The sequence below is a fragment of the Methylobacterium sp. R2-1 genome (assembly GCF_014191355.1).
GTDB lineage: Bacteria > Pseudomonadota > Alphaproteobacteria > Rhizobiales > Beijerinckiaceae > Methylobacterium.
Genome location: NZ_JACHWM010000019.1, coordinates 32586 through 54195 on the forward strand (window position 1 = coordinate 32586; position 21610 = coordinate 54195).

The 21610-nt window shown below is 69.1% G+C and carries 24 protein-coding genes and 1 other annotated feature; of the genes, 14 read left to right on the forward strand and 10 right to left on the reverse strand.

Annotated features, from left to right (window positions below; genetic code table 11):
• Window positions 1–107 precede the first annotated feature (107 nt).
• The 5 genes from FHU13_RS23280 (at window position 108) to FHU13_RS27995 (ending at window position 4506) form a co-directional block, all read left to right on the forward strand.
• Window positions 108–872, forward strand: coding sequence for an enoyl-CoA hydratase-related protein (locus tag FHU13_RS23280; RefSeq protein WP_183438225.1), 765 nt, complete (start codon window positions 108–110; stop codon window positions 870–872).
• Between the two features lie 11 nt (window positions 873–883).
• On the forward strand, window positions 884–1729 hold the full coding sequence (locus FHU13_RS23285; protein ID WP_246714820.1) for an SDR family NAD(P)-dependent oxidoreductase: 846 nt from the start codon (window positions 884–886) through the stop codon (window positions 1727–1729).
• Window positions 1726–2580: an NAD(P)-dependent oxidoreductase gene (locus FHU13_RS23290; protein WP_183438227.1), complete on the forward strand. Its 855-nt coding sequence runs from the start codon at window positions 1726–1728 to the stop codon at window positions 2578–2580. Before FHU13_RS23285 ends, FHU13_RS23290 begins: the two co-directional genes overlap by 4 nt.
• Before the next feature lie 22 nt (window positions 2581–2602).
• Window positions 2603–3607, forward strand: coding sequence for a magnesium transporter CorA family protein (locus FHU13_RS23295; protein WP_183438228.1), 1005 nt, complete (start codon window positions 2603–2605; stop codon window positions 3605–3607).
• Window positions 3608–4224: 617 nt separating this feature from the next.
• A complete protein-coding gene (locus FHU13_RS27995; RefSeq protein ID WP_246714821.1) occupies window positions 4225–4506 on the forward strand; it encodes a hypothetical protein in 282 nt (93 codons plus the stop codon).
• Window positions 4507–4521: 15 nt separating this feature from the next.
• Here the strand turns inward: FHU13_RS27995 and FHU13_RS23305 are convergent, their stop codons facing one another.
• Entirely contained in the window at window positions 4522–5442 is a 921-nt protein-coding gene (locus tag FHU13_RS23305) for an oxidoreductase (RefSeq protein ID WP_183438229.1), read from the reverse strand.
• 431 nt (window positions 5443–5873) lie between these two features.
• Between FHU13_RS23305 and FHU13_RS23310 the strand changes: the two genes are divergently transcribed.
• Complete coding sequence (locus FHU13_RS23310; protein ID WP_183438230.1) at window positions 5874–6710, forward strand: alpha/beta fold hydrolase; 837 nt, start codon at window positions 5874–5876, stop codon at window positions 6708–6710.
• 18 nt (window positions 6711–6728) lie between these two features.
• Here FHU13_RS23310 and FHU13_RS23315 read toward each other — a convergent pair whose 3' ends face one another.
• The 3 genes from FHU13_RS23315 to FHU13_RS23325 all read right to left on the reverse strand — a co-directional run bounded on the left by FHU13_RS23315 (window position 6729) and on the right by FHU13_RS23325 (window position 8506).
• On the reverse strand, window positions 6729–7262 hold the full coding sequence (locus FHU13_RS23315; protein ID WP_183438231.1) for a GFA family protein: 534 nt from the start codon (window positions 7260–7262) through the stop codon (window positions 6729–6731).
• A 277-nt stretch (window positions 7263–7539) separates the two neighbouring features.
• Complete coding sequence (locus tag FHU13_RS23320; protein ID WP_183438232.1) at window positions 7540–8244, reverse strand: YoaK family protein; 705 nt, start codon at window positions 8242–8244, stop codon at window positions 7540–7542.
• Window positions 8245–8287: 43 nt separating this feature from the next.
• The gene (locus FHU13_RS23325) at window positions 8288–8506 is read right to left on the reverse strand and encodes a hypothetical protein (protein WP_183438233.1); all 219 of its coding nucleotides are present in this window, start codon (window positions 8504–8506) and stop codon (window positions 8288–8290) included.
• A 99-nt stretch (window positions 8507–8605) separates the two neighbouring features.
• Between FHU13_RS23325 and FHU13_RS23330 the strand changes: the two genes are divergently transcribed.
• The 4 genes from FHU13_RS23330 (at window position 8606) to modB (ending at window position 11306) form a co-directional block, all read left to right on the forward strand.
• Window positions 8606–9475, forward strand: a complete 870-nt coding sequence (locus tag FHU13_RS23330) for a LysR family transcriptional regulator (RefSeq protein WP_183438234.1) — start codon at window positions 8606–8608, stop codon at window positions 9473–9475.
• Window positions 9476–10010: 535 nt separating this feature from the next.
• Window positions 10011–10244 carry a hypothetical protein gene (locus FHU13_RS23335; RefSeq protein ID WP_003605770.1) on the forward strand — a complete coding sequence of 78 codons (234 nt, stop codon included), beginning with the start codon at window positions 10011–10013 and terminating at the stop codon, window positions 10242–10244.
• A gap of 5 nt (window positions 10245–10249) precedes the next feature.
• Window positions 10250–10492, forward strand: a complete 243-nt coding sequence (locus FHU13_RS23340; RefSeq protein WP_183438235.1) for a BrnA antitoxin family protein — start codon at window positions 10250–10252, stop codon at window positions 10490–10492.
• Window positions 10493–10592: 100 nt separating this feature from the next.
• A complete protein-coding gene (gene modB, locus FHU13_RS23345) occupies window positions 10593–11306 on the forward strand; it encodes a molybdate ABC transporter permease subunit (protein ID WP_183438236.1) in 714 nt (237 codons plus the stop codon).
• Between the two features lie 28 nt (window positions 11307–11334).
• On the opposite strand, the gene FHU13_RS23350 is transcribed toward modB, so the two are convergent.
• Window positions 11335–11991, reverse strand: coding sequence for a glutathione S-transferase (locus FHU13_RS23350; RefSeq protein ID WP_183438237.1), 657 nt, complete (start codon window positions 11989–11991; stop codon window positions 11335–11337).
• Between the two features lie 125 nt (window positions 11992–12116).
• Here FHU13_RS23350 and modC point away from each other — a divergent pair, with 125 nt between their 5' ends.
• Together modC and FHU13_RS23360 are read left to right on the forward strand one after the other, a co-directional pair.
• Entirely contained in the window at window positions 12117–13211 is a 1095-nt protein-coding gene (modC, locus tag FHU13_RS23355; protein ID WP_183438238.1) for a molybdenum ABC transporter ATP-binding protein, read from the forward strand.
• A 791-nt stretch (window positions 13212–14002) separates the two neighbouring features.
• The gene (locus FHU13_RS23360; RefSeq protein ID WP_246714822.1) at window positions 14003–15313 is read left to right on the forward strand and encodes an FAD-dependent monooxygenase; all 1311 of its coding nucleotides are present in this window, start codon (window positions 14003–14005) and stop codon (window positions 15311–15313) included.
• Window positions 15314–15397: 84 nt separating this feature from the next.
• Here FHU13_RS23360 and FHU13_RS23365 read toward each other — a convergent pair whose 3' ends face one another.
• Entirely contained in the window at window positions 15398–15682 is a 285-nt protein-coding gene (locus FHU13_RS23365) for a hypothetical protein (RefSeq protein ID WP_183438239.1), read from the reverse strand.
• A gap of 359 nt (window positions 15683–16041) precedes the next feature.
• Here FHU13_RS23365 and pdxA point away from each other — a divergent pair, with 359 nt between their 5' ends.
• Both pdxA and rsmA read left to right on the forward strand, forming a co-directional pair.
• Window positions 16042–17091 (forward strand): 4-hydroxythreonine-4-phosphate dehydrogenase PdxA, encoded by a 1050-nt coding sequence (gene pdxA / locus FHU13_RS23370; RefSeq protein ID WP_183438240.1) that lies wholly within the window; start codon window positions 16042–16044, stop codon window positions 17089–17091.
• A 12-nt stretch (window positions 17092–17103) separates the two neighbouring features.
• Window positions 17104–17988 carry a 16S rRNA (adenine(1518)-N(6)/adenine(1519)-N(6))-dimethyltransferase RsmA gene (gene rsmA, locus FHU13_RS23375; RefSeq protein WP_183438241.1) on the forward strand — a complete coding sequence of 295 codons (885 nt, stop codon included), beginning with the start codon at window positions 17104–17106 and terminating at the stop codon, window positions 17986–17988.
• 69 nt (window positions 17989–18057) lie between these two features.
• On the opposite strand, the gene FHU13_RS23380 is transcribed toward rsmA, so the two are convergent.
• The 4 genes from FHU13_RS23380 to FHU13_RS23395 all read right to left on the reverse strand — a co-directional run bounded on the left by FHU13_RS23380 (window position 18058) and on the right by FHU13_RS23395 (window position 21485).
• Window positions 18058–19551 carry a SulP family inorganic anion transporter gene (locus tag FHU13_RS23380; RefSeq protein ID WP_183438242.1) on the reverse strand — a complete coding sequence of 498 codons (1494 nt, stop codon included), beginning with the start codon at window positions 19549–19551 and terminating at the stop codon, window positions 18058–18060.
• A 68-nt stretch (window positions 19552–19619) separates the two neighbouring features.
• Window positions 19620–19675, reverse strand: a sequence feature (sul1 is cis-regulatory element that is thought to sense ions involved in sulfur or methionine metabolism; They are found in Alphaproteobacteria).
• Between the two features lie 49 nt (window positions 19676–19724).
• Window positions 19725–20441, reverse strand: a complete 717-nt coding sequence (locus FHU13_RS23385) for an LrgB family protein (protein ID WP_183438243.1) — start codon at window positions 20439–20441, stop codon at window positions 19725–19727.
• Window positions 20438–20881 carry a CidA/LrgA family protein gene (locus tag FHU13_RS23390; RefSeq protein ID WP_183438244.1) on the reverse strand — a complete coding sequence of 148 codons (444 nt, stop codon included), beginning with the start codon at window positions 20879–20881 and terminating at the stop codon, window positions 20438–20440. The genes FHU13_RS23385 and FHU13_RS23390 overlap by 4 nt, the downstream gene beginning before the upstream one ends.
• Window positions 20882–21008: 127 nt before the next feature.
• Window positions 21009–21485 (reverse strand): TerB family tellurite resistance protein, encoded by a 477-nt coding sequence (locus tag FHU13_RS23395; protein WP_183438245.1) that lies wholly within the window; start codon window positions 21483–21485, stop codon window positions 21009–21011.
• Window positions 21486–21610 lie beyond the last annotated feature (125 nt).

The window sequence follows — 21610 nt, forward strand, 5'->3', positions numbered from 1 at the left end:
CGCCTGCGGCGCCCCGGCCTCGCCGCGGCCCCTCGACAAAGCGTCGCGGCGGGAAGAAGGGTGAGGCGGCGCGCCGAAGATTGATAAATGTGCGGGGGCGAGGACGGATGAGCGAAGCCATCACCATCGAGGATCGTTCGGGCGGCGTCCGGCTGATCCGCTGGAACCGTCCGGCGAAGAAGAACGCGCTGACCGGGGCGATGTACGACGCCGCCACCGCCGCGCTGGAAGATGCCGACGCGAACTCCGAAACAATCGGGGCGGTGGTGTTTGCCGGGCTGCCCGGCGCCTTCACCGCCGGTAACGACCTGGGCGATTTCTTTGCCGCCGGCACGGCGCCGCGGGGATCGTTTTCCGAGATGCCGGCCCTGCGCTTCATCCGGCAGCTCGCCCGCACCCGCACGCCGCTGGTCGCGGCGGTGGACGGACTCGCCATCGGCGTCGGCACGACGCTGACGCTGCATTGCGACCTCGTCTATGTCGGGCCGCAGGCGCGCTTCCGCATGCCGTTCGTGGAACTCGGCGTGGTGCCGGAGGCCGCCGCGAGTTTCCTGCTGCCGCGCCGGATCGGACTCGCCCGCGCCTCGGCGCTGCTGCTGCTGTGCGAGCCGTTCGACGGCGCGGCGGCGGTGGCGCTCGGACTCGCGAACGCGGAGCTGCCCTCCGAGACGCTGGAAGAGCACGCGCTGGCCCAAGCCGCTCGGCTGGCCGCCCTGCCGCGGAAGGCGGTGCAGGCGACCCGCGCGCTGCTGCGGGGCGAGCAGGGGCTGGTCGAGGCAGCGATCGAGGCGGAGGCGCAGGCCTTCGATGCGGGCCTGCGCGACCCCGAGACGCAGGCGCGGCTCGCCCGCTTCCTCTCCGGCAAGGCATGAGCGTTTCCGCGATGCCCTCGTTGCGCGGAAAAGTCTGCCTCGTGGCCGGGGCCTCGCGCGGGGTCGGGCGCGGGCTCGCGCGGGGCTTGGGGGAGGCGGGCGCGACGGTGATCGTCACCGCGCGCTCCTCCGAGACCGGGCGGCGCACCGAGACGCGGCCGGAGGCGATCGAGGACACCGCCCGCGAGGTCGATGCGGCCGGCGGCGAGGGGCACCATTACCTGTGCGACCACACCAGCGAGCGGGCGGTGGACGAACTCGTGCACTGGGCGCTGCGCCGGTTCGGGCGGATCGATGTCGCGGCGTCGAGCGTCTGGGGCGGCAACGAGGGCTATGACGGCGAGCGCTACCCCGACGGCGCCGCCTGGGGCACGCCGTTCTGGCGTCGCTCGGCCGAGCCGTTCGCGCAGTATCTCGGGACGGGGCCGTATCCGGGGCTGCTTCTGGCCCGCGCTGTCGCGCCGGCCATGGTCGCCGCGAAGCAGGGGCTGATCGCCTTCGTCTCCTTCGGCACCGAGACGTATCTCGGCGATATCTACTACGACCTCGCCAAGGCGGCGACGAACCGGCTCGCCTTCGCCTGCGCCGCCGAGCTGAGAGAGCACGGCGTCTGCGCGCTGAGCCTCTCGCCGGGTTTCGTCGCCACCGAGCGGGTGCGCGATCTCGGCCAGGAGGCGCTCGCCACCGAGAGCCCGCTCTATGCCGGCCGGGCGCTGGCCGCGCTCGCCGCCGACCCGTCCGTGCTGGACCGGGCCGGGCGGACGGTCCATGTCGGGGATCTCGCCCGCGCCTACGGTTTCACCGACGCCGACGGCCGCCAGCCGGAGCGCTTCCGGATCGGAGAGGATGACGCATGAGCCTGGCAGGAAAGACGCTGTTCATCACCGGCGCCTCGCGCGGCATCGGGCTCGCCATCGGCCTGCGCGCCGCCCGCGACGGCGCCAACGTCGCCATCGCGGCCAAGACCGCCGAACCGCATCCGAAGCTGGAGGGCACGATCTTCACGGCGGCCGAAGACATCGAGCGGGCCGGGGGCCGGGCGCTGCCGCTGACGGTCGATGTGCGCGACGAGGAGGCGGTGAAGGACGCGCTCGACCGGACGGCCAAGACGTTCGGCGGGATCGACATCGTGGTCAACAATGCGAGCGCGATCTCGCTGTCGAACACGCCCAAGACCGAGATGAAGCGCTTCGACCTGATGCACGGGATCAACGCGCGCGGCACCTACATGGTGAGCAAGTACGCGATCCCCCATCTGGAGCGGGCCGAGAACCCGCACATCCTGATGCTCTCGCCGCCGCTCGACATGGCGGAAAAATGGTTCGCGCCGCACCTCGCCTACTCAATCGCGAAGTTCGGCATGTCGCTGTGCGTGCTGGGGCTGGCGGGCGAACTCCGGGGCAGGGGCATCGCGGTCAACGCCCTGTGGCCGCGCACCACCATCGCCACGGCGGCGGTCAGGAACCTGCTCGGCGGCGACGCCCTGATGCAGGCGAGCCGCACGCCCGAGATCATGGCCGACGCGGCCCACGCCGTGTTCCTGAAGGAGGCCATGAGTTTCACCGGGCGCTTCCTGATCGACGACACCTTCCTGGCCGAGGAGGGCGTCACGGACTTTTCAAAATACCGCGTCACAGCAGGCGTCCCGCTTGCGCCGGACTTCTTCGTGCCGGAGACAAGCGTCGCCCCTCCCGGGGCGCTCGACTGAAGCTTCCACAGGTCGCAACGCCTTGATCTTCACGCACAAGCCCGTCGCGGGCGACACCCAGACGGTGCTGGAGCGCCGCTACCTCGAACTGCAGGAGCCGATCCCCGAGGACACGGTCTGGCTCGACCTCGTGCGCCCGACGCGGGAGGAGGAGGTGAAGGTCGAATCCTTCCTCGGCATCACCGTGCCGACGCGCGAGGAGATGAAGGACATCGAACCCTCCGAGCTGCTCTACGTCGAGGCCGGCGCCCGCTACATGACGGGGCGCGTGCTCTCCCGCGTCAGCGATTCCGAGGAGCCGGGCTTGGCCGGCATCACCTTCATCCTGCGCGACAACCGGCTCATCACCGTGCGCTACGAGGAGCCGCAGGCGTTCCGGATGTACACTCAGCGCGCCGGCCGGGCGACGGGCAACGGGCCGTCGCGCTCGGTCTCGGGCGAGTCGATCCTGGCCGGGCTGATCGAGGCGGTGATCGACCGCGCCGCCGACGTGCTCCAGCTCCAGGGCGAGCGGATCGACCGCCTCTCGCGAAAAATCTTCGAGGACAAGGGCGACCCGTCCTCGCGCAACAACGCGCTGCAGGACACGCTGCGCTCGCTCGGGCGGCACGGCGACCTGATCTCGAAGCAGCGCGAGAGCCTGGTCTCGATGGAGCGCATCCTGCTCTCGCTCTCGGCCACCTACCGCACGGCCAAGGCTCCGCGCGAGTTGCGCGAGGACGTGCGCTCGACCTTACGCGACCTGCAATCGCTGGAAGAACACGCGACCTTCATCTCGGCCAAGATCCAGTTCCTGCTCGACGCGACGCTCGGCCTCGTGAACCTGGAACAGAACAACATCATCAAGCTGTTCTCGGTCATGGCGGTGGTGTTCATGCCGCCGACGCTGATCGCCTCGATCTACGGCATGAACTTCAAGACCATGCCGGAGCTCGACTGGCATTTCGGCTATCCGGCCGCGGTCGGCATGATGGTAGTGGCCGCGGTGCTGCCTTACGTATTCTTCCGCTGGAAGAAATGGCTGTAGGGGCATCGTCTCGAAGCCTCGGGACGCTCCCGCAGCCGGCCCGAAATCGTCTCCCCTTGGCCGGCGCGAGGCGGCCGCCCGATCCAGTCATCCGAACCGGGACACCGATCGCGCCCTCAACGGCACCGAAGGTCTCGCCTTCGCGCGTCGCGCCGGTTTCTGGATTGGTGACGACCGAGTGTCTCCCGCAGAACGCCCGCGGTACCATCGCAATCGGAAAGAAAACGGGCAGTGGCCAAGAGTTTCGTGAGACACTCTGATCGTGCAGTCTTCGCACAAACCTCCAATACCAATAAGTCAATCCTAGGAAGCAAGACACATCCAATGCGCGGCTTCGATACGGTATCCATCCCGCAGCAGCGCGAACAATGCCGCTTAGCGCGCTACCAAACACGTCAATCAGGCGTTCATCAAACGAATTCGCTGCCGCAAAAATTTTCCTCCGGCACGTATTCGCGACAATCGGTCTTCCAAAAACTTAACGATGGTGGGGGAGGTTCGCGGCGGAGAGGTTGCCACGATGTCATCCGCAGGAACGTTTCGGGTCTGTGAGACGGGCAGTCCGCCGCTGCGCGAGGCGCTCGCCGAGGCGCGCGCTGCCGTCCGTGCTTGCCACCATGCTCCGCAGCCTGATCGAGGCTTGGCCGGACGAGGTCTACTCGCGGCCACTCGTGACGACGCGCTTTATCATGGTCATCGCGGGCGGCCTCGGGATCGACGTCACGGTCGAGGGCGGCAAGACGGAGCAGCAGGCGGAAATGCTGCGGCTGCGGCGCTGCAACAGCGCGCAGGGCTTCCTCTACAGCCCGGCCCGGCCCTCCGGCGAGGTCACCGGGCTGATCGAACTCATCCCTCAGGCCGTCAGGCAGGCGCGGCGGCCCACGCGGAACGTCGCCTGACGGGAGGGCGGGGGATCACGGGGCGAACCGCACCCCGGTGAGCGTCTCGGACATCGCCCAGAGCCGATCGGCCGCGGCCCGGTCGAGGGCGCGGGCGGCGATAGCGGCGGGCTTCGGACCGCCGCGCGCCTCCCAGAGCCCGTCCGGTCCGTAATAGCCGCCGCGCTCCGCCTCCGGCGCGGTGGCGGCGTAGAGGATCGGCAGGGCACCCTGCGCCGCCGGCTGGCCGATCAGCGAAAAGATGATCCGCCCCGCTCCCTGCTGGAACGCGCCCGCCCGGTCGCCCCGGCGGAACACCTCGGTGACGGCGAGCCCCGGATGCGCCGCGAGCGAGGCGATGCCGGAGCCCGTCGCCTTGAGCCGCCGGTCGAGTTCGAGGGCAAACATCAGGAGCGCGAGCTTGCTCTGCCGGTAGGCGGGCTGTGCCCCATAGGTCTCGCGCCAGTGGGGGTCGTCGAACCGGATCGTTCCGCTGCGATGGGCGAGGCTCGCCACCGACACCACCCGCGCCGAGGGGCTCAGGACCGGCAGGAGCAGTCCGGTCAGCGCGAAATGGCCGAGATAGTTCGTGGCGAGCTGCCGCTCGAAGCCGTCCGCGCTCTCCTCACGCCGGGGCACCGCGGCGATGCCGGCATTGAGCACGAGCCGGTCGATCGGCGCTTCCGCCGGCCAGGCTTGAGCGAAGGCATGCACGGAGGCGATCGAGGCGGTATCGATCGGGCGCACGGACAGGTCGGCGCCGGGATGTTCCCGCCGGATCGCCGCGGCGGCGCGCTCCCCCTTCTCCGGATTGCGCACCGCCAGCACCACCGACGCACCCGCCCCGGCCAGCGCCCGCGCCGTCTCGAACCCGAGCCCGGCGCTCGCTCCCGTCACGACGGCGCGGCGGCCGGCCTGGGAGGGGATGTCGGCGACGGTCCAGCGATGTCTCGCCATCGGGCGGGGGTCCTCATAGGCTTCGAATCGGATCCGGCCGGGCGACCGACCGCGCCGTAACGGACCTTGACCTCCCCGAACAGAGGGGGCACCGGCCGAGGTGGAAACCGTGATCGATCCCGGCAGTTCGGTCCCACCCTTTCGGTGCGACGGGCGTGTTCCACAACCGCGGCGAAACTCTTACCATCCCTGCCGGCTCTTCACTGGCCGAGATCTCATGGCCGCGGCCGAGCGGGCCGACCTCGCATTTGCAAAGCGGACTCGCACCCCGCGAAAAGTGCGGCATACCACTTTTGGAAACGATACATTTCAATCGTTTCTGATTTTCAAATCTGCGGCATGGGTTCATTCTCCCACCGTCAAGCATCGGCCGCCGCGGCCCGATCCGGACGCTGCTCCACCCCACCCACTACCGTCGAGGAGAGACAGTCATGGCCACGATCACCACCCGGGACGGCACCGAGATCTTCTACAAGGATTGGGGGCCGAAGGACGCGCAGCCGATCATGTTCCATCACGGCTGGCCGCTCTCGTCGGACGACTGGGACGCGCAGATGCTGTTCTTCGTCGGCCAAGGCTTTCGCGTCGTGGCCCACGACCGGCGCGGCCACGGCCGCTCGGCGCAGGTGCCGGACGGGCACGACATGGACCACTACGCCGCCGACGCCTCGGCGGTCGCCGAGGCTCTCGACCTGAAGAACGCCATCCATATCGGCCACTCCACCGGCGGCGGCGAGGTCGCTCGCTACGTCGCCCGCCACGGCGAGCCGCAGGGGCGCGTGGCCAAGGCGGTGCTGGTGAGCGCCGTGCCCCCCTTGATGCTGAAGACCGAGGCAAACCCGGAGGGTCTGCCGATCGAGGTGTTCGACGGCTTCCGCAAGGCGCTGGCCGACAACCGAGCCCAGTTCTTCCTCGATGTCCCGACCGGCCCGTTCTACGGCTTCAACCGCGACGGCGCGACGGTTCATGAGGGCGTGATCCGGAACTGGTGGCGGCAGGGCATGATGGGCTCGGCCAAGGCGCATTACGAGGGCATCAAGGCCTTCTCGGAAACCGACCAGACCGAGGATCTGCGGGCGATCTCCGTACCGACGTTGGTGCTCCACGGCGAGGACGACCAAATCGTGCCGATCGGCGCCGCCGCGCACAAGTCGATCAAGCTCCTGCGCAACGGCACGCTGAAGACGTATCCGGGCCTGCCGCACGGGATGCTGACCGTCAACGCGGACCGGCTCAACGCCGACCTCCTCGCCTTCATCCGCGGCTGATCGGGGTGATGCCCCGCGTCAGCGGGGATGCGATCCTTCGGGCTCGCCGGGGAACGGTTCGCTTCCCCGGCGGCCGACCCTATGGGGGGCGTCGTGCACGAACGGCGCCTGCGGCACGCCCGCCGCGTCTATGGCCGGTCCGGCGAAGGTGTCGAGGCCCGGCAGGAGCACCGCCTCGGCCCGTGCCGAGGCGACGAAGACCTGCTTGGCGTTGTCGGGTCGCACCTCGATCGCGGCCGGGTCGTCGAGCGTCCCGGCATACACTCCGCACAGGGTGGGGAAGCGCTCGAACGTCATGAACAGCGTCGTCCCACAGACGGCGCAGAAATGCAGGTCGAGGTGCTTGCCGCTGCCCTCCGAGCGGTGCCGGTACACGGTTGGCACGCCCGCGGTGACCTGCAGGTCGTCGCGGGCGAAGAGCGGCTCGACGAGGTGGCTCGATCCGGTCACGTGCTGGCAGAAGCGGCAGTGGCAGAGCGTGACCCGGAGCGGCGGGGAGCGCGCCTCGTAGCGCACGGCACCGCACAGACAGCCGCCCGACAGAACCGGCATGCTCCCTCCGCACGAGACTGGATCAGGCCGCCCTTGGCCGAACTGTTCGCGAGGACCGCGACAACGATCTTACGGAAATGGATCGGTCGGTGCTTTCGCAAATAGCATTGGCTTCTGGGAAGCTAGGACAAGGGGACCAGAGCCGAAGCCCAATCAGCTTGGCTTTATGAAGGACCATTGGGGGTGGGAAGCAGAGGTTCCCTCATCGCCCAGAAGCGGACGTTCGATTATGCGGCCTTCTTGGTCGACCATCGATTTGGGATATCTCTGGCGTGGCTCAAGTCACGGCGTCTGCTTCGGCAGGCGCCATCGCCAGGACGATCAAGCTGATCAAGACCATGATCGGCAGCGTGATGCAGCCGAAGGCCAGATAGGCGATCCCGAAAGCTCCGCACAGGGCGCCTGCGGCGAAGGCCACAATGGCCGGTAGCACACGCAGCAGGCGCGCGCGCGTCTGAGCGGGGTTCCCGGACGTTCTCAGGGCGAGATCCGTTGCGTCGATGACGGCTTGGCTTACGCTCACGGTCATCACCGTGGTCGGAGCGAGGTGACCGAGCGAGAGTCGACCGATCGCGTTCTGCACGCCCATGGCCGCGACGGCGAGCATGCCGACGACCAGAGCCGGGGCACCGTCCGGCGCATCCAGCGGCGACAACAGGGTCCCGCACAAGCCGAACCCCGCGAGGAGGGCCGCCTCGACGGCGAGCAGCCAGGGCAGCGGATCGGCATCCCGTCGCTCCAGGAGCAGCGCGAAGATGCGGGACCCCGCCACCGCCGCCATGAAGACGGGCAGCGCCAGAAGCTTCGCCAGCACGCCCGTCGAACTCGCGACCAATTCGGCACCGATAAGGACGAAGTTACCGGTGACATGGGCCGTGAACAGGCCTGTTAGCGCGATGAAGGCCGCCGCATCGACGAAGCCGGCGACGAAGGCGAGGGCGGTTCCAGCGGACGTGCCGCCACCCGTGATCTGCGGCTTCACGAGGCTTTCCCTGATCTGCAGGCGATGGATGCGTTGCGATGCGCTAATCGCCAAATGGCGTTGCCGTCATGGCAACCGGCACCTGAGGATTGGCGTAGTAATCCGGCCAGCGATCACAAAGGAGCATGATCGCAATCACCAGCACGACGGTCGCGAGAAGGAAGGCGAGCCCCTCCGTGACCTGATGCGCCCATCTGCCGAATACCGGGATCGCGACGAAGCCGCTGATGAAGATCATGGCTATGGCAAGGGGAGCGGTCACTGGGAGACGCTTGGCGATGGTGCTGGGAAGCGGGTTCGGTCTGGACCCTAAGCCTGCCGGGCTCCGGAGCGGTATGGATATCGGTTATCACGAACCATGATGAGCAACCTGAACGTCGAGCAGATCCGCTCCTTCCTGGCCGTACTTGAGAGCGGCAGCTTCACGGCCGCTGCGCAGACGCTCGGCGTGCGGCAATCTACGGTCAGCGGGCATATCACGCGGCTGGAACAGGCGCTGGGCCGCTCCCTCCTGATGCGGGACACACACCGGGTCGCCCTGACGCCGGACGGCCAAGCCATGATCGGCTTCGCCCGCGACGTGCTGGAGGCGCACGACCGGCTTCGCGCCTTCTTCTCGCCGGGCGGCCTGCGCGGCCGCATCCGCCTCGGCGTCTCCGAAGATTACACCCTGTCGGCCCTGGCCCAGGTTCTGGCGCGTTTCGCGGATTGCCACCCCTCCGTAGATCTGCAGCTGACGGTCGGGCTCAGCCGGGCCCTCTACCAGGGCTACGATGCGGGCGAACTGGACGTGATCTTCTGCAAGCGCCGACGCGGCGACCCGCGCGGCGAGTTGGCCTGGGCGGAGGAGCTGATCTGGGCGGGCCGGCCTGGCTTCGTTCCCGATCCGGCGCTGCCATTGCCCTTGGTTCTCTATCCGCCGCCTTCGATGACGCGCACCCTGGCGCTCGATGCCCTCGAAGCGGCGGGCCGCTCCTGGCGGATCGCCTGTACCAGCGGCAGCCTGATGGGGCTGCGCGCTGCCGTCGAAGCGGGTCTGGGCATCGCGCCGCACTCGGCCAGGGTGATGCCGCCGGGACTGACCCCGGTCCCGGAGACGGCCGGATTGCCGTCGATCGGCGCGGTCGAGTTCGTGGTGCTCGGCTCAGGCCGCCAGCATGCCGTCGCGACGGCGTTGCAGGAGACGATCCTGGCCAGCACGGCGGAGCTTCAAGCCATCCCTGAGGGTTGAGCGTTTCGCTGTCGAGCACCGCATCGCACGTCCCTCGGTCCGGAGCCGATCTTCTCAATGTCAGAGAAGGGCCGTAAGCGGCCCGCACTCGTAATCAAGCCGATGGGGTTCGGGCCCTCATGCGGGAAGGGGGCTCGGCGCTGCGAGAGCCTTCCCCCAGCCTTGCCGCCTCCAGCCTTGCCGCCACAACGAATGCGATGGGCCGCGGCGGGGCAGGGTAGGTCGCACTGTGGCTCGTCGATGCGCAGGGAGTCCTGCACTGGTCCCTGCGGCGCGCGGATCGGGATTGAGCGAGCGCCGCCGCGGTGGCGTCGCGCTTCCGGCAAGAGCGAGGCGCGAAGAGCCGGGGAAAACCGGCTGCGCTTCGGCCGAATTGGTCTTTGCCGGCGCTTTCGTGCTAAGTCTGAAGGCAGGAATCCTCGACGGTCCCGCTCGAGGCTTTTTTGCCGTCCCGCGCCCGATCCCACCCGTGTCGGGACGCCGCGCGCCGCCGCCGGGATTTCACGCGGCGCGAGTTCTCGCCGAAAGTTCTTTCATGAGCGACGACATCGACGCCAAGACCCGCGCAGCGGAGCGCGCCGAGCGGGCCGAGCGCATGGCTCGCGAGGGCCAGCAGGCCATGGCCGAGCATCTGGCCGCGGTGAAGGCCGTAGACGAGCGCACCGTGCGCCTGCGGGCCCTGCGGCTCGCCAAGGAAGCCGAGGAGGCCGCGGAGCGTGCCGCCAACCCACCCGCGCCCAAGCGCGGCCGCAAGAAGGCAACGGCCTGAACCCCATGGCGATTGATCGCACCCGCCGCACGAGCGACCCGCGTCAAGCGGCCGAAGCCGCCTTCAGGGCGGTGACACGAAAAACCCCCGAGGCCGCGCCGGAAGCGCCCAGGGCACCGATCGTCCCCGGCGCGCGCGAGACCGTGTCCCTGCGTATCGACAGGGCGGTGCTCGAGCATTTCCAGAAAGATGGTCCCGGCTGGCAGGACCGCATCAACGCCGCCCTCAAGGCCGCTGCGGGGCTGTGAGGGCGGCGCGTTGAGGCAAGGGCGTTGCCGGCAAGGGTCGTGAGGGCGAGGCCCGGCGGATGACCGTGTCCGTCCCGCCCGCTCCTTCGGGGAGGGCGCCGTGAGCGGACCCTCGGATTGGCTCGGCCTCAGCCCCGACGAGACGACGGCCCTCCTGCTGTCCCTGCGCGTCGCCTCCGTCGCGACGCTGGCGAGCCTGCCGCTGGGCCTGCTCGTGGCATGGCTGCTGGCACGACGGCGTTTTCCGGGTCACGCCCTGCTCGACGGCCTGGTCCACTTGCCGCTGATCCTGCCTCCGGTGGTGACGGGCTACCTGCTGCTGCTCACCTTCGGCCGGCGGGGCTTCCTGGGGGCGTGGCTCGCCGAGATCGGTCTCGTGTTCTCGTTCCGCTGGACCGGCGCGGCGCTCGCCTGCGCGGTGATGGGCTTTCCGCTGATGGTGCGAGCGATGCGCCTGTCGATCGAGGCGGTGGACCGGCGGCTGGAGCAGGCGGCGGCGACGCTCGGTGCCGCACCGCCCCTGGTGTTCCTGAGCGTGACTCTGCCGCTCAGCCTGCCCGGGATCCTCGCGGGTGCGGTGCTCGCCTTCGCCAAGGCGATGGGCGAGTTCGGCGCGACCATCACCTTCGTCTCCAACATCCCCGGCGAGACCCAGACCCTGCCCTCGGCGATCTATACGCTCACCCAGGTGCCGGGCGGGGAGGCGGGGGCGCTGCGCCTGACCCTGGTCTCGGTCGCGGTCTCGATGCTGGCGCTCGTGGCCTCGGAGGCGCTGGCGCGGCGGATGAGCCGGCGGATCGGGGTGGAACGGTAAGGAATAATATCCCGCTCACAAACCCCCTTCACGCATAGGCGTAAGGCCCACCCCGCTCCAGCGCTCGCTTGTAGGCGGGCCGCGCATGGAGGCGCGCCAGCCACTCCGTCACCCGCGGGCCCGCTCCCGTCCCGCGGGCGGAAAAGGCTTCGAGGGGGAAGCTCATCATGATGTCGGCCACGGTGAAGTCGCTGCCGCAGAAATAGGGGCGTTCGGCGAGTTCCGCCTCCCAGTAGGCGGCGTGGCGGCGCAGCTCCGGATCGACGAAGCCGCCCATCACCTTGGCCGCGACCGCCCGCACCAGCGGGCGAAGCAGGGCGGGGCTCCCCGGAGCGAGCCGCGAGAACACGAGCTTGAGCAGAAGCGGCGGCATCGCCGAGCCCTCGGCGTAGTGCAGGAAATAGGTGTAGCGGTCCCGCTCCGGCGTGTCCGGCGCCGGGGTCAGGGCGCCGCCGGCACGGGCGGTGAGGAACTCCACGATGGCGCCGGTCTCCGCCACCACCCGCCCCTCCGCCTCGATCACCGGCGACTTGCCGAGTGGATGCACCGCCCGGAGTTCGCGCGGGGCCAGCATCGTCGCGGGGTCGCGCGCGTAGCGCTTCACCGTGTAGGCGAGCCCCAGTTCCTCGAGCAGCCACAGCACCCGCTGCGAGCGGCTGTTCTCCAGATGGTGGACGGTGATCATCGGGCGCCTTTCGGATCCTGCGCCGACAACGCGGCAGAACGCCTATGAGCCCCCGCCCATCGAGCCTCTTGTCTCCGCCTCGGTTTTGCTGAGAAGCCGGCCGGACGGTTTCAGGCCGAGGCTGCATGACCATCGACGTCGACGTTTCCCTCCGCCGCGACGGTTTCGCGCTCGACGTCGCCTTCAGCGCGGGCGCCGGGCTCACCGCCCTGTTCGGGCGCTCGGGCTCGGGCAAGACCACGGTGATCGACCTGATCGCCGGTCTGGCCCAGCCGCAGCGCGGGCGCATCGTCGCCGACGGCACCGTTCTGCTCGACACGGAGCTCGGGATCCGCGTGCCGGTGCATCGGCGGCAGATCGGCTGCGTGTTCCAGGAGGCGCGGCTGATGCCGCATCTCAGCGTGCGGCAGAACCTGCGCTTCGGCCGCCTGTTCTCCCGCGGCGTGGGCGGGCCGCGCTTCGACGCGGTGGCGGATCTCCTCGGCATCGCCCCGCTGCTGGAGCGGCGCCCCGCCGGCCTCTCGGGGGGCGAGCGGCAGCGGGTGGCGATCGGCCGGGCGCTGCTGGCGCGCCCGCGGCTGCTGCTGATGGACGAGCCGCTCTCGGCCCTCGACGAGGCCCGCAAGCGCGAGATCCTGCCCTATATCGAGCGGCTTCGCGACGAGGCCGGATTGCCCATCGTCTATGTCAGCCACTCGGTGGCGGAGGTCGCGCGCCTCGCCTCCACCGTGGTGGTGCTGGAGGCGGGCCGCGTGGCGGCGAGCGGCCCGGTCGATGCCGTGCTGCGCCGGCCCGACCTGATCCCCGACGGCGCGGAAGCCGGCAGCGTGCTCGCCATGCGGGTCGAGCGCCACGATCCCGCAACCGGTCTGACGCGCCTGACCGGCCCGGCCGGCCCCCTCGACCTGCCGTTGATTGACGCCCCTGAGGGCCGCCAGCTCAACCTGCGGGTGCCCGCCCGCGACGTGCTGCTGGCGCTGGCCCGCCCCGAAGCTTTGAGCGCCCGCAACGTCCTGCTGGGCCACGTCGCCGCCCTGCGGGAGGAGGGCACCGCCTGCCTCGTCGAGGTGACCTGCGGGCAGGCGACACTGGCCGCCCGCCTCACCCGCGCCTCGGCCCGCGACCTGGGGCTCGCGGTCGGGCGCCCGGTCTTCGCCATCGTGAAGAGCGTGGGGCTCGATGCCGGCGGGGCGCCGGGGGGTGGGCGCATCGAGATTTAGGGAGAGGTCGGCAGTTTGACCTTGGGTCCCGAGATCCGCAATGGGTGGAAACCCGCTGTTCAGCGCGCGGATGCTGAACGGCGGCTTTGCGCCAGTAGCGGACCTACGGTCCGGCCTTCTCGAATAGCCGCTGACCTCCCTAAAGCTGCCTTTGTACCAGTAGATCGGTCCGGCCGTCACAACGTCCTGAGCGTTGTGCTCCATGCGCATCGAGGTTGAGGCCGCCGGTCCTCCTCTTAAGCTTTCTCACAGCCGGCTGTGCGACCCGTTCCGATGATGGCCCGGCATCGGGGGTCGGTCAGAGGCGGCTCCGACGCCCAAGCTGGCTGCGGAGGGATGTCACGCCCATGCAGGCAGACAAAGAGGCGGGCGTAGCCCCTTGGGGTTAAGACCATCATCCAGAATCGACGTTGCGCTCGTTGGTGGTCCATTTCAAGCTCTCATCGCCGGCTTCCGTCGCGCTGCCACGGCTGCACTGTCACGCAGGATGATCATCAGCATTCCTGCATCCTTCAAAAAACGCCGTTGTTCCTGATGCACGCAGGAAGGCCTTTTGTTGCCGTGAGTGCGACACCAAAATATACATGAAATCATGATCTAGAGCATCGTCCCGAATACCGTATCCAGGACGATGCTCTAGGCCCCTGTTTTGCCTCGTCTTTTTCCGAAAGCCGATGCCACCTTTCGGGACGATGCTCTAGCAGAGTCATCTCATGTCATGATGCATGAAGCATCAGACTAGATGGAGAGTCTTGATGCGGATCTCATGTGTCGGTGCAGGGCCTGCCGGATTGTATTTCGCGATCGTGATGAAGCGGCGCAACCCGAACCATGAGATCGTCGTCCACGAGCGAAACCCAGCGGGAACGACACATGGGTGGGGCGTCGTCTTCTGGGACGATCTTCTTGCCACCCTGCGGACCAACGATCCGGACAGCGCGCAGGCGATCGCGGATCAGGCGGTTCCCTGGTCCGGGCAAGTGATCGACGTCGAGGGGCAACCGCCGCATCACTCCGTAGGCGGGGGCTACGGCATATGCCGTCGTCGCCTCCTGCAGATCCTAATCGAGCGGGCGCTCGCGCTAGGCGTCGACGTGCGGTTCGAGAGCGAGATCAGCGAGCTGAGTCAGGTCGCTGACGCCGACCTCATCGTGGCGGCAGACGGTGTCGCGAGTCAGTTGCGTCGGCGCCGCGCGGATCAGTTCCGGCCGCAGATCGAAGCCGGCCGCAACAAATACATCTGGCTCGCAACGACACAGCTATTTCCTTCCTTCACTTTCGGATTCGTTCCGACCAGCGCCGGATGGGTCTGGTTTCACGCCTACTCCTTCAAGGAGGGAGTGAGTACATTCATCGTGGAATGCGCACCGGAGACGTGGAATGGGCTCGGTTTTGGCATGATGCTCGCGGATGCCGAGTTGCGGGTACTGGAGAGCATATTTGCCAAGCATCTCGACGGCCACGAACTGATCAGCCGCGATGGCAATGGTAACAGACTGCCATGGCTGAGCTTCCGCACGTTGGTCAACCGAACGTGGCACGCGGACAACTTGGTGCTGATCGGCGACGCCGCACATACGACACATTTCACGATCGGTTCGGGAACGCGTCTCGCCATCGACGACGCGGTCGCGCTCGCCTCGGCCTTGAGCGAGCACGACAGCCTTCCCCGCGCCCTAGACGCGTTCGGCCATCGACGTCACCGCGCACTCGCTCGCGTGCAACGGGATGCGCGCCTGAGTGCGGAATGGTTCGAGAACCTTCCGCGCTACATCCGCTACAACGCACCCGCCTTCTTCACGCTCCTGCTCGCGAGGCGCTCTCGCCTGCTTAAGCGGATGCCTGCGAGAACATACCTGTATCTACGTGGTGCATGTACCAAATTGACTGGAAGCGCGGCCTCACCTCTCGCCCGGATCGGCGGACCAGTTCGGATCAAAAGCCAACCGCGGCATCTCCGGAGCCGAACCGGGAACGCGCCGCCATTGACGCTGTCAGCGCCGGAGCGGGCTGAGCCCGATCCCGCCGACGCGGGTCGTCCCGGCGGCCGCGCCGCGGATGAAGCTGCCTCCGGTCCTGCCCCAGCCCGCAGAGCAGGTTGAGCACGGCTCACCAGTCGAGCCGCGGGATCCGGATCGAAGCCGAACTCGGCGAGGGCACCAGCGTAGTGCTTAGCCTTCGAGGCCTCACAACCCGTTCGGCAACGTCTCACCGCCCAGCGCCGCCGGAGTCTCGCTCTGGCTCGCGTCTGCTTTTTCGCCCTGAGCTGGCCAAGGTGGAAAGGGCATCCAGTCTGTGAAAGCGTCCGACGCGTAGCCGTGGTCGCACGAAGCGACCCGCCAGGGCTCGCTGTCCTCGATGCTGCCCGGATCCCAGCGAATGACGGCTCGGCGGTCCGGCTCGCGCCGGTTGATGGCGATGATCCAGCGGCCATCACGGGGCGCCCGATCCATGATCCGCCAGCTCCACATCGATCAATCCTCGGATCCTCAGACCTGGGGACCCTTAACGCTGGATCAGGTCAGACCGTTCGGTCTGCTCACCTCAAATCCTCAGGCGCTCGTCCGCCCGGCTGGCGCTAGGATGCCGGCAGGGTCCGCTTACCGACCCATCCGGACCTTCGGCGGAAGCGGGTCGAATGTCCGCAAGGGTCGGAAGCAGACACCACGGCTTCAGAACCCGACCGATCCCTCATAAGTCATGGGCCAGACCAGCGGCGATGAGCGCACCCACGGGTCCTCATCACGGCGGTCGGCACAGCGGCCAGCCACCTCTCAGCCCATCCCTCGAATCCCCTCGGCGATCGGTCAAACCGCGCTATAAGCCCGCCATGGCCTCCGACGACAGACCGCTTGCCCTCACCCTCGGCGATCCTTCCGGGATCGGACCCGAGATCGCGCTCGCCGCGTGGCAGTTGCGGGGCGATCGGGGGGTGCCGCCGTTTCAGATCATCGGCGATCCCGAATTCGTGGAAGCCACCGCCTACCGACTCGGCCTGTCGGTGCCGGTGGCCGAGGTCGAGCCGGACGATGCCGTCGAGGTGTTTCCCCGCGCCCTGCCGGTGTTGCCGCTGCCGAGCGGCGCGAAGGTGATCGTCACGCCCGGCGCGCCGGATTCGGCCAATGCCGGCGCCATCGTCGAGTCGATCACCGCCGCCGTCGATCTGGTGCGCTCCGGCGCGGCCTCGGCCGTGGTGACCAACCCCATCGCCAAGTTCGTGCTCACACGGGTCGGCTTCGCCCATCCGGGGCATACCGAGTTTCTGGCCGCGCTCGCCGCGCGAGAGGGGCGTGAGCCGCCGCTGCCGGTGATGATGATCTGGAGCGACACGCTCGCCGTGGTGCCGGTGACGATCCACGTCGCCCTGCGCCGCGTGCCCGAGTTGCTGACGCAAGGTTTGGTCGAGCGCACCGCGCGCATCGTCCACGCCGACCTGCGCGCCCGCTTCGGCCTCGAACACCCCCGCCTCGTCCTGTCGGGCCTCAACCCGCATGCGGGCGAATCCGGCACAATGGGCACCGAGGACCGGGACGTGCTGGCGCCCGCCGTCGCGGCGCTTCGCAGCGAGGGCATCGACATCCGGGGACCGTTGCCGGCCGACACCCTGTTCCACGAGCGGGCGCGGGCGACCTACGACGTGGCGCTCACCCCCACCCACGATCAGGCGCTGATCCCGGTCAAGACGCTGGCCTTCGACGAGGGCGTGAACGTGACGCTGGGGCTTCCCTTCGTGCGCACCTCGCCCGACCACGGCACCGCCTTCGACATCGCCGGAAAGGGCATCGCCCGGCCCGACAGCCTGATCGCTGCCCTGCGGCTGGCGCAGCGCCTCGCGCAGCGGCCGACGGACAACGTCACACCCTTTCCCGTCCGCGCCTGAGCCTCTTCGCCGATGACCACCGAAGCGTTGAGCACCGACGGCCTGCCCCCCCTGCGCGAGGTGGTGCGGCGGCACGGGCTGGAGCCGAAGAAGGCGCTCGGCCAGAATTTCCTGTTCGATCTCAACCTGACCGGCCGCATCGCCCGCTCGGCGGGCGCGCTCGACGGCGTGACGGTGGTGGAGGTCGGCCCCGGCCCGGGCGGGTTGACCCGGGCGCTGCTGGCGGCGGGCGCCAAGCGCGTGGTGGCGATCGAGCGCGACCCCCGCGCGCTGCCGGCGCTCAGTGAGATCGCCGCGCACTATCCCGGCCGGCTCGACGTGATCGATGCCGACGCGGTCGGCTTCGACCCGCGCCCGCTGGTCGGAGACGGGCCGGTCAGGATCGTCGCGAACCTGCCCTACAACGTCGCCACCGTGCTGCTCACCGGCTGGCTCGGCGCCGAAACCCGCGGCGACCGGACTGATGACCCTTGGCCGCCCTGGTGGGAATCGGCGACGCTGATGTTCCAGCGCGAGGTGGCCGAGCGCATCGTCGCCGATGAAAGCGACCGGGCCAATTACGGCCGGCTCGGCGTGCTCTGCGGCTGGCGTACGCAGGCGACCATCCTGTTCGACGTGGCGCCGACCGCCTTCGTGCCGCCGCCGAAGGTCACCTCCAGCATCGTCCACTTGCGCCCGCGGCCCGAGCCGCTGCCCTGCCGGATCGCCGATCTCGAACGGGTGACCCGCGCCGCCTTCGGCCAGCGCCGCAAGATGCTGCGCCAGAGCCTGAAAGCCGCCACCGCCGACCCCGTCCGCCTGCTCGCCACCGCCGGCCTGCCGGGGACGGCGCGGGCGGAGGAGATTCCGGTGGCGGGGTTCGTGGCGCTGGCGCGGGCGCTGGAAGCGGGGGGATAGGACAGGACGTACGTCCGTCCCTCGCGCCGCCTGCGCGGAGAGGGAACACACACCCTTCTTCGGCGCCCCTCAATGCGCCGGCAGCGAGGCCTCCGCCTTGTCGTGCTGGCCGAAGCGCTCGACCAGGGTGGTACTGGCCTCGTTGAGGCCCACGACCTCGACGGTCTTGCCGTTGGCGCGGGCCTTCATCACCACGCGGTCGAGAGCGCCCACCGCCGAGATGTCCCAAAAATGCGCCGCGTGCACGTCGATGACGAGGCGCTCCACCGGCTCGCGCAGGTCGATCGCCTCGGCGAAGGTGCCTGCAGAGGCGAAGAACACCTGACCGCTCACCCGGTAGGTGCGCGTACTCCCGTCCGGCGAGAGCTCGGAGGTGACCCGGCTCATCCGCGCGACTTTTCCGGCGAAGAACACGCCCGACAGCAGGACGCCGACGAGCACGCCGATGGCGAGGTCGCGGGTGGCGACCACCACGGCGACGGTCGCGAGCATCACCAGGGACGAGGGCAGCGGGTTGGTGCGGAGCTCCAGGAGCGACCGCCAGGAGAAGGTATTGAGCGAGACCATGATCATCACGGCGGTCAGCGCGGCGACCGGGACGATGGCCAGCAGATCCTGCAAGAGCACGAGCAGCACCAGCAGAAAGCTCCCTGCCACCAGGGTCGAGAGCCGGCCGCGGGCGCCTGACGACACGTTGATGACCGATTGCCCGATCATGGCGCAGCCGCCCATGCCGCCGAACACCGCCGAACTCATGTTGGCCAGCCCCTGGCCCATGCATTCCCGATTCTTGGAGCTGCCGGTATCAGTCATGTCATCGACGATCTGCGCGGTGAGCAGGCTCTCCAAGAGGCCGACCGCGGCGAGCGTCGCGGCGTAGGGCAGGATGATGCGCAGGGTCTCCAGCGTCAGCGGCACCTCCGGCAGGGCAAAGCTCGGCAAGGCGGTCGGCAGCGCGCCGAGATGGGCGACGGTGCGCACATCGAACCCGAAATAGGCTGTGAGCGCAGTGAGCACGGCGATGGCCACGAGCGGCGAGGGGACGGCGCGGGTGACTCTGGGGACGCCGTAGATGATGGCGAGCCCGAGCGCGATCAGCCCGTAGGTCGCCGGTGTCACGCCGGTGAGTTCGGGGAGCTGCGCCAGAAAGATGAGGATGGCCAGCGCGTTGACGAAGCCCGTCATCACCGAGCGCGAGACGAAGCGCATCAGCCGCCCGAGCCGGGCGAGCCCCGCCAGGATCTGGAACACCCCCATCAGGATGGTGGCGGCGAACAGGTACTGGACGCCGTGGTCGCGCACGAGATCGACCATCACCACGGCGGTGGCGGCGGTGGCGGCCGAGATCATGGCCGGGCGCCCGCCGGCGAAGGCGATGACGATCGCGATGACGACTGAGGCGTAGAGGCCGACCTTGGGATCGACCCCGGCGATCACCGAGAAGCCGATCGCCTCCGGGATCAGGGCCAACGCCACGACGATTCCGGAGAGGGTGTCGGCCCAGGGAGAGCCGAACCAAGTGGATGCGAACCGCCCGCGGGCGGTCTTGGGAGTCGATGACATCGAGAAAAATCCGCAGAGGGACGCGGGCTCCGCCGGCAATGCGGGGCGGGAGGGAAGCGTCGCGAATGCGTGGTCCGGCGGATCGGCGGCCGGAAGAGCCACCCGGGCTTTCACCGGGTCCGAGCGATTGCGCTGAGGTTTACGGCGCGTTGCACTCCGGCGCAATACGGGGCTCAGCGCAGGAAGCTGACCGCCACCGGCACGAGAACCGCGGTCAGGAACGCGTTCAGCCCCATGGCGATGCCGGCAAAGGTGCCGGCGACCTCGCTGACCTGGAAGGCGCGGGCGGTGCCCAGCCCGTGGGCGGCGAGTCCCGCCGCGAAGCCGCGGGCGCGCATGTCCTCGATGCGCAGGCTGCGCATCAGCGGCGTGACGATCACCGCGCCGGCCATGCCGGTCAGCATCACCAGCACGGCGGCGAGCGTCGGGTCCCCGCCGAGCGCCTCGACGATGCCCATGGCGACGCCCGTGGTCACGGATTTCGGGGCCATGGCCAGCCGCACATCGTAGGGGATGCCGGCGAGCTTCGCGAGGACGAGCGCCGAGGTCATCGCCGTGATGCAGCCGACCGAAAGGGCGGCGAGCATCGGCAGAAGCGCGCGCATCACCGTCGCCCGCCGCTCGTAGAGCGGCACGGCCAGCGCCACCGTGGCCGGCCCGAGCAGGAAGTGCACGAACTGCGCGCCCTCGAAATAGGCGCGGTAGGGCGTGCCGGTGAGGGTCAGCACGAGGCCGATCATCCAGATCGCATGGATCACCGGGTTGGCGACCGGGTGCCGCCCCGCCGCCTGAAAGAAGCGGTCGGCTACCGCGTAGGCCAACAGCGTCACGGTGAGCCACAGCAGCGGCGTGTGGCTCAGATAAACCCAGAGAGCGAACTCGCCGCTCATCGGCGATCACCGTCCTTGCATCGGCTCTTTCCGAAAGCCGGCCACCACCGTTCGGGCCGATGCTCAAGCAGACGCGACACCGCGACGAAGGTGAGCACGGTCGCCGCCAGCGTCAGGGTCACGGAGACGAGGAGGACGAGCGCGAGCGCGAGCCCGTGGCTCGCCAGCACGTCGAGCTTGCCGACGATGCCGACGCCGGCCGGCACGAACAGGATCGAGAGATGCGCGAGCATCCCCTTGGCCGTGCCCTCCAGCCCACCGTCGACCAGCGGCGGCGGCAGCCAGCGGGTCGAGGCCGGCTGCGTCCGGTCGCGCAGCACCAGGAAGCCGAGGAGCAGCGCCATGCCGATCACCGGCCCCGGCACCGGCAGGCCGGCGGCGCGAGCGGCGACCTCGCCGAGAAGCTGGGCGAGCAGGATCAGGGTCAGGCTGACGATCATGATTTTGTCCGGGATTCCAAAGGGATCATCCCTTTGGCGGGGTCTCGGGGCAGCGCCCCGGCACTGTTCCAGGGCTCTGCCCTGGACCCGCGAAAAGGCTCGCCTTTTCGAAATCCGGGACGAACCTTCACGCGCCGGCGGGCTCGCGGAAGCCGCGGTTGCGGGCGGCGGCGATGCCGGCCTCGTCGATGCCGAGCAGCTTGCCCAGGCGCCAGACCAGCGCCTCCTCGAACTCGTGTACCTCGCCGTCGGCGCCGGCCACGGACCACGCCATGGCGAGCAGCCGCGTCCGCTCCTCCGGGCTGCTGCCATCGCTGCCGATCAGCTCGACGAGGCTCGTCATGTCGCGGGTCTGCGTCTCGAAGGCGGCGGCGCGCTCGATCAGGCTCTGCGCCTCCGCATCGCTGGCGGCGTAGCGGCGACGCACGAGCCGCACCAGGCGCTCGGCCTCCGCCGGGTCGAGCACGCCGTCGGCGCGGGCGACGTGGACGAGCAAAGCGGTCGCCGCGAGATGCTCCTCGCTGCCGTCGGGCACCGCCTCGGCGGTGGCCGGCAGGCCGAAGGCCGAGGAGGCGTAGGAGAGGAGCCGCTGAAGAAGGGCCATGTCCGTTCCCGTCCGGTTTTGCGCGCCACCGTCGGGGGCGGGCCGGGCAGGGTCAAGCGAGGAGGAGGTGCAGGCGGGGCGGCTCACGCCGTTTCGCGGACGGCGTGGCCCGGCTGCACCGGCGT

Bases quoted from the DNA above. Each gene is read 5' to 3' on its own strand.
- FHU13_RS23280 (WP_183438225.1), top strand. From the start codon at position 108: ATGAGCGAAGCCATCACCATCGAGGATCGTTCGGGCGGCGTCCGGCTG.
- FHU13_RS23285 (WP_246714820.1), top strand. From the start codon at position 884: ATGCCCTCGTTGCGCGGAAAAGTCTGCCTCGTGGCCGGGGCCTCGCGC.
- FHU13_RS23290 (WP_183438227.1), top strand. From the start codon at position 1,726: ATGAGCCTGGCAGGAAAGACGCTGTTCATCACCGGCGCCTCGCGCGGC.
- FHU13_RS27995 (WP_246714821.1), top strand. From the start codon at position 4,225: ATGCTCCGCAGCCTGATCGAGGCTTGGCCGGACGAGGTCTACTCGCGG.
- FHU13_RS23305 (WP_183438229.1), bottom strand. From the start codon at position 5,442: ATGGCGAGACATCGCTGGACCGTCGCCGACATCCCCTCCCAGGCCGGC.
- FHU13_RS23310 (WP_183438230.1), top strand. From the start codon at position 5,874: ATGGCCACGATCACCACCCGGGACGGCACCGAGATCTTCTACAAGGAT.
- FHU13_RS23315 (WP_183438231.1), bottom strand. From the start codon at position 7,262: ATGCCGGTTCTGTCGGGCGGCTGTCTGTGCGGTGCCGTGCGCTACGAG.
- FHU13_RS23330 (WP_183438234.1), top strand. From the start codon at position 8,606: ATGAGCAACCTGAACGTCGAGCAGATCCGCTCCTTCCTGGCCGTACTT.
- FHU13_RS23335 (WP_003605770.1), top strand. From the start codon at position 10,011: ATGAGCGACGACATCGACGCCAAGACCCGCGCAGCGGAGCGCGCCGAG.
- FHU13_RS23340 (WP_183438235.1), top strand. From the start codon at position 10,250: ATGGCGATTGATCGCACCCGCCGCACGAGCGACCCGCGTCAAGCGGCC.
- FHU13_RS23350 (WP_183438237.1), bottom strand. From the start codon at position 11,991: ATGATCACCGTCCACCATCTGGAGAACAGCCGCTCGCAGCGGGTGCTG.
- modC (WP_183438238.1), top strand. From the start codon at position 12,117: ATGACCATCGACGTCGACGTTTCCCTCCGCCGCGACGGTTTCGCGCTC.
- FHU13_RS23365 (WP_183438239.1), bottom strand. From the start codon at position 15,682: ATGTGGAGCTGGCGGATCATGGATCGGGCGCCCCGTGATGGCCGCTGG.
- pdxA (WP_183438240.1), top strand. From the start codon at position 16,042: ATGGCCTCCGACGACAGACCGCTTGCCCTCACCCTCGGCGATCCTTCC.
- rsmA (WP_183438241.1), top strand. From the start codon at position 17,104: ATGACCACCGAAGCGTTGAGCACCGACGGCCTGCCCCCCCTGCGCGAG.
- FHU13_RS23380 (WP_183438242.1), bottom strand. From the start codon at position 19,551: ATGTCATCGACTCCCAAGACCGCCCGCGGGCGGTTCGCATCCACTTGG.
- FHU13_RS23385 (WP_183438243.1), bottom strand. From the start codon at position 20,441: ATGAGCGGCGAGTTCGCTCTCTGGGTTTATCTGAGCCACACGCCGCTG.
- FHU13_RS23390 (WP_183438244.1), bottom strand. From the start codon at position 20,881: ATGATCGTCAGCCTGACCCTGATCCTGCTCGCCCAGCTTCTCGGCGAG.
- FHU13_RS23395 (WP_183438245.1), bottom strand. From the start codon at position 21,485: ATGGCCCTTCTTCAGCGGCTCCTCTCCTACGCCTCCTCGGCCTTCGGC.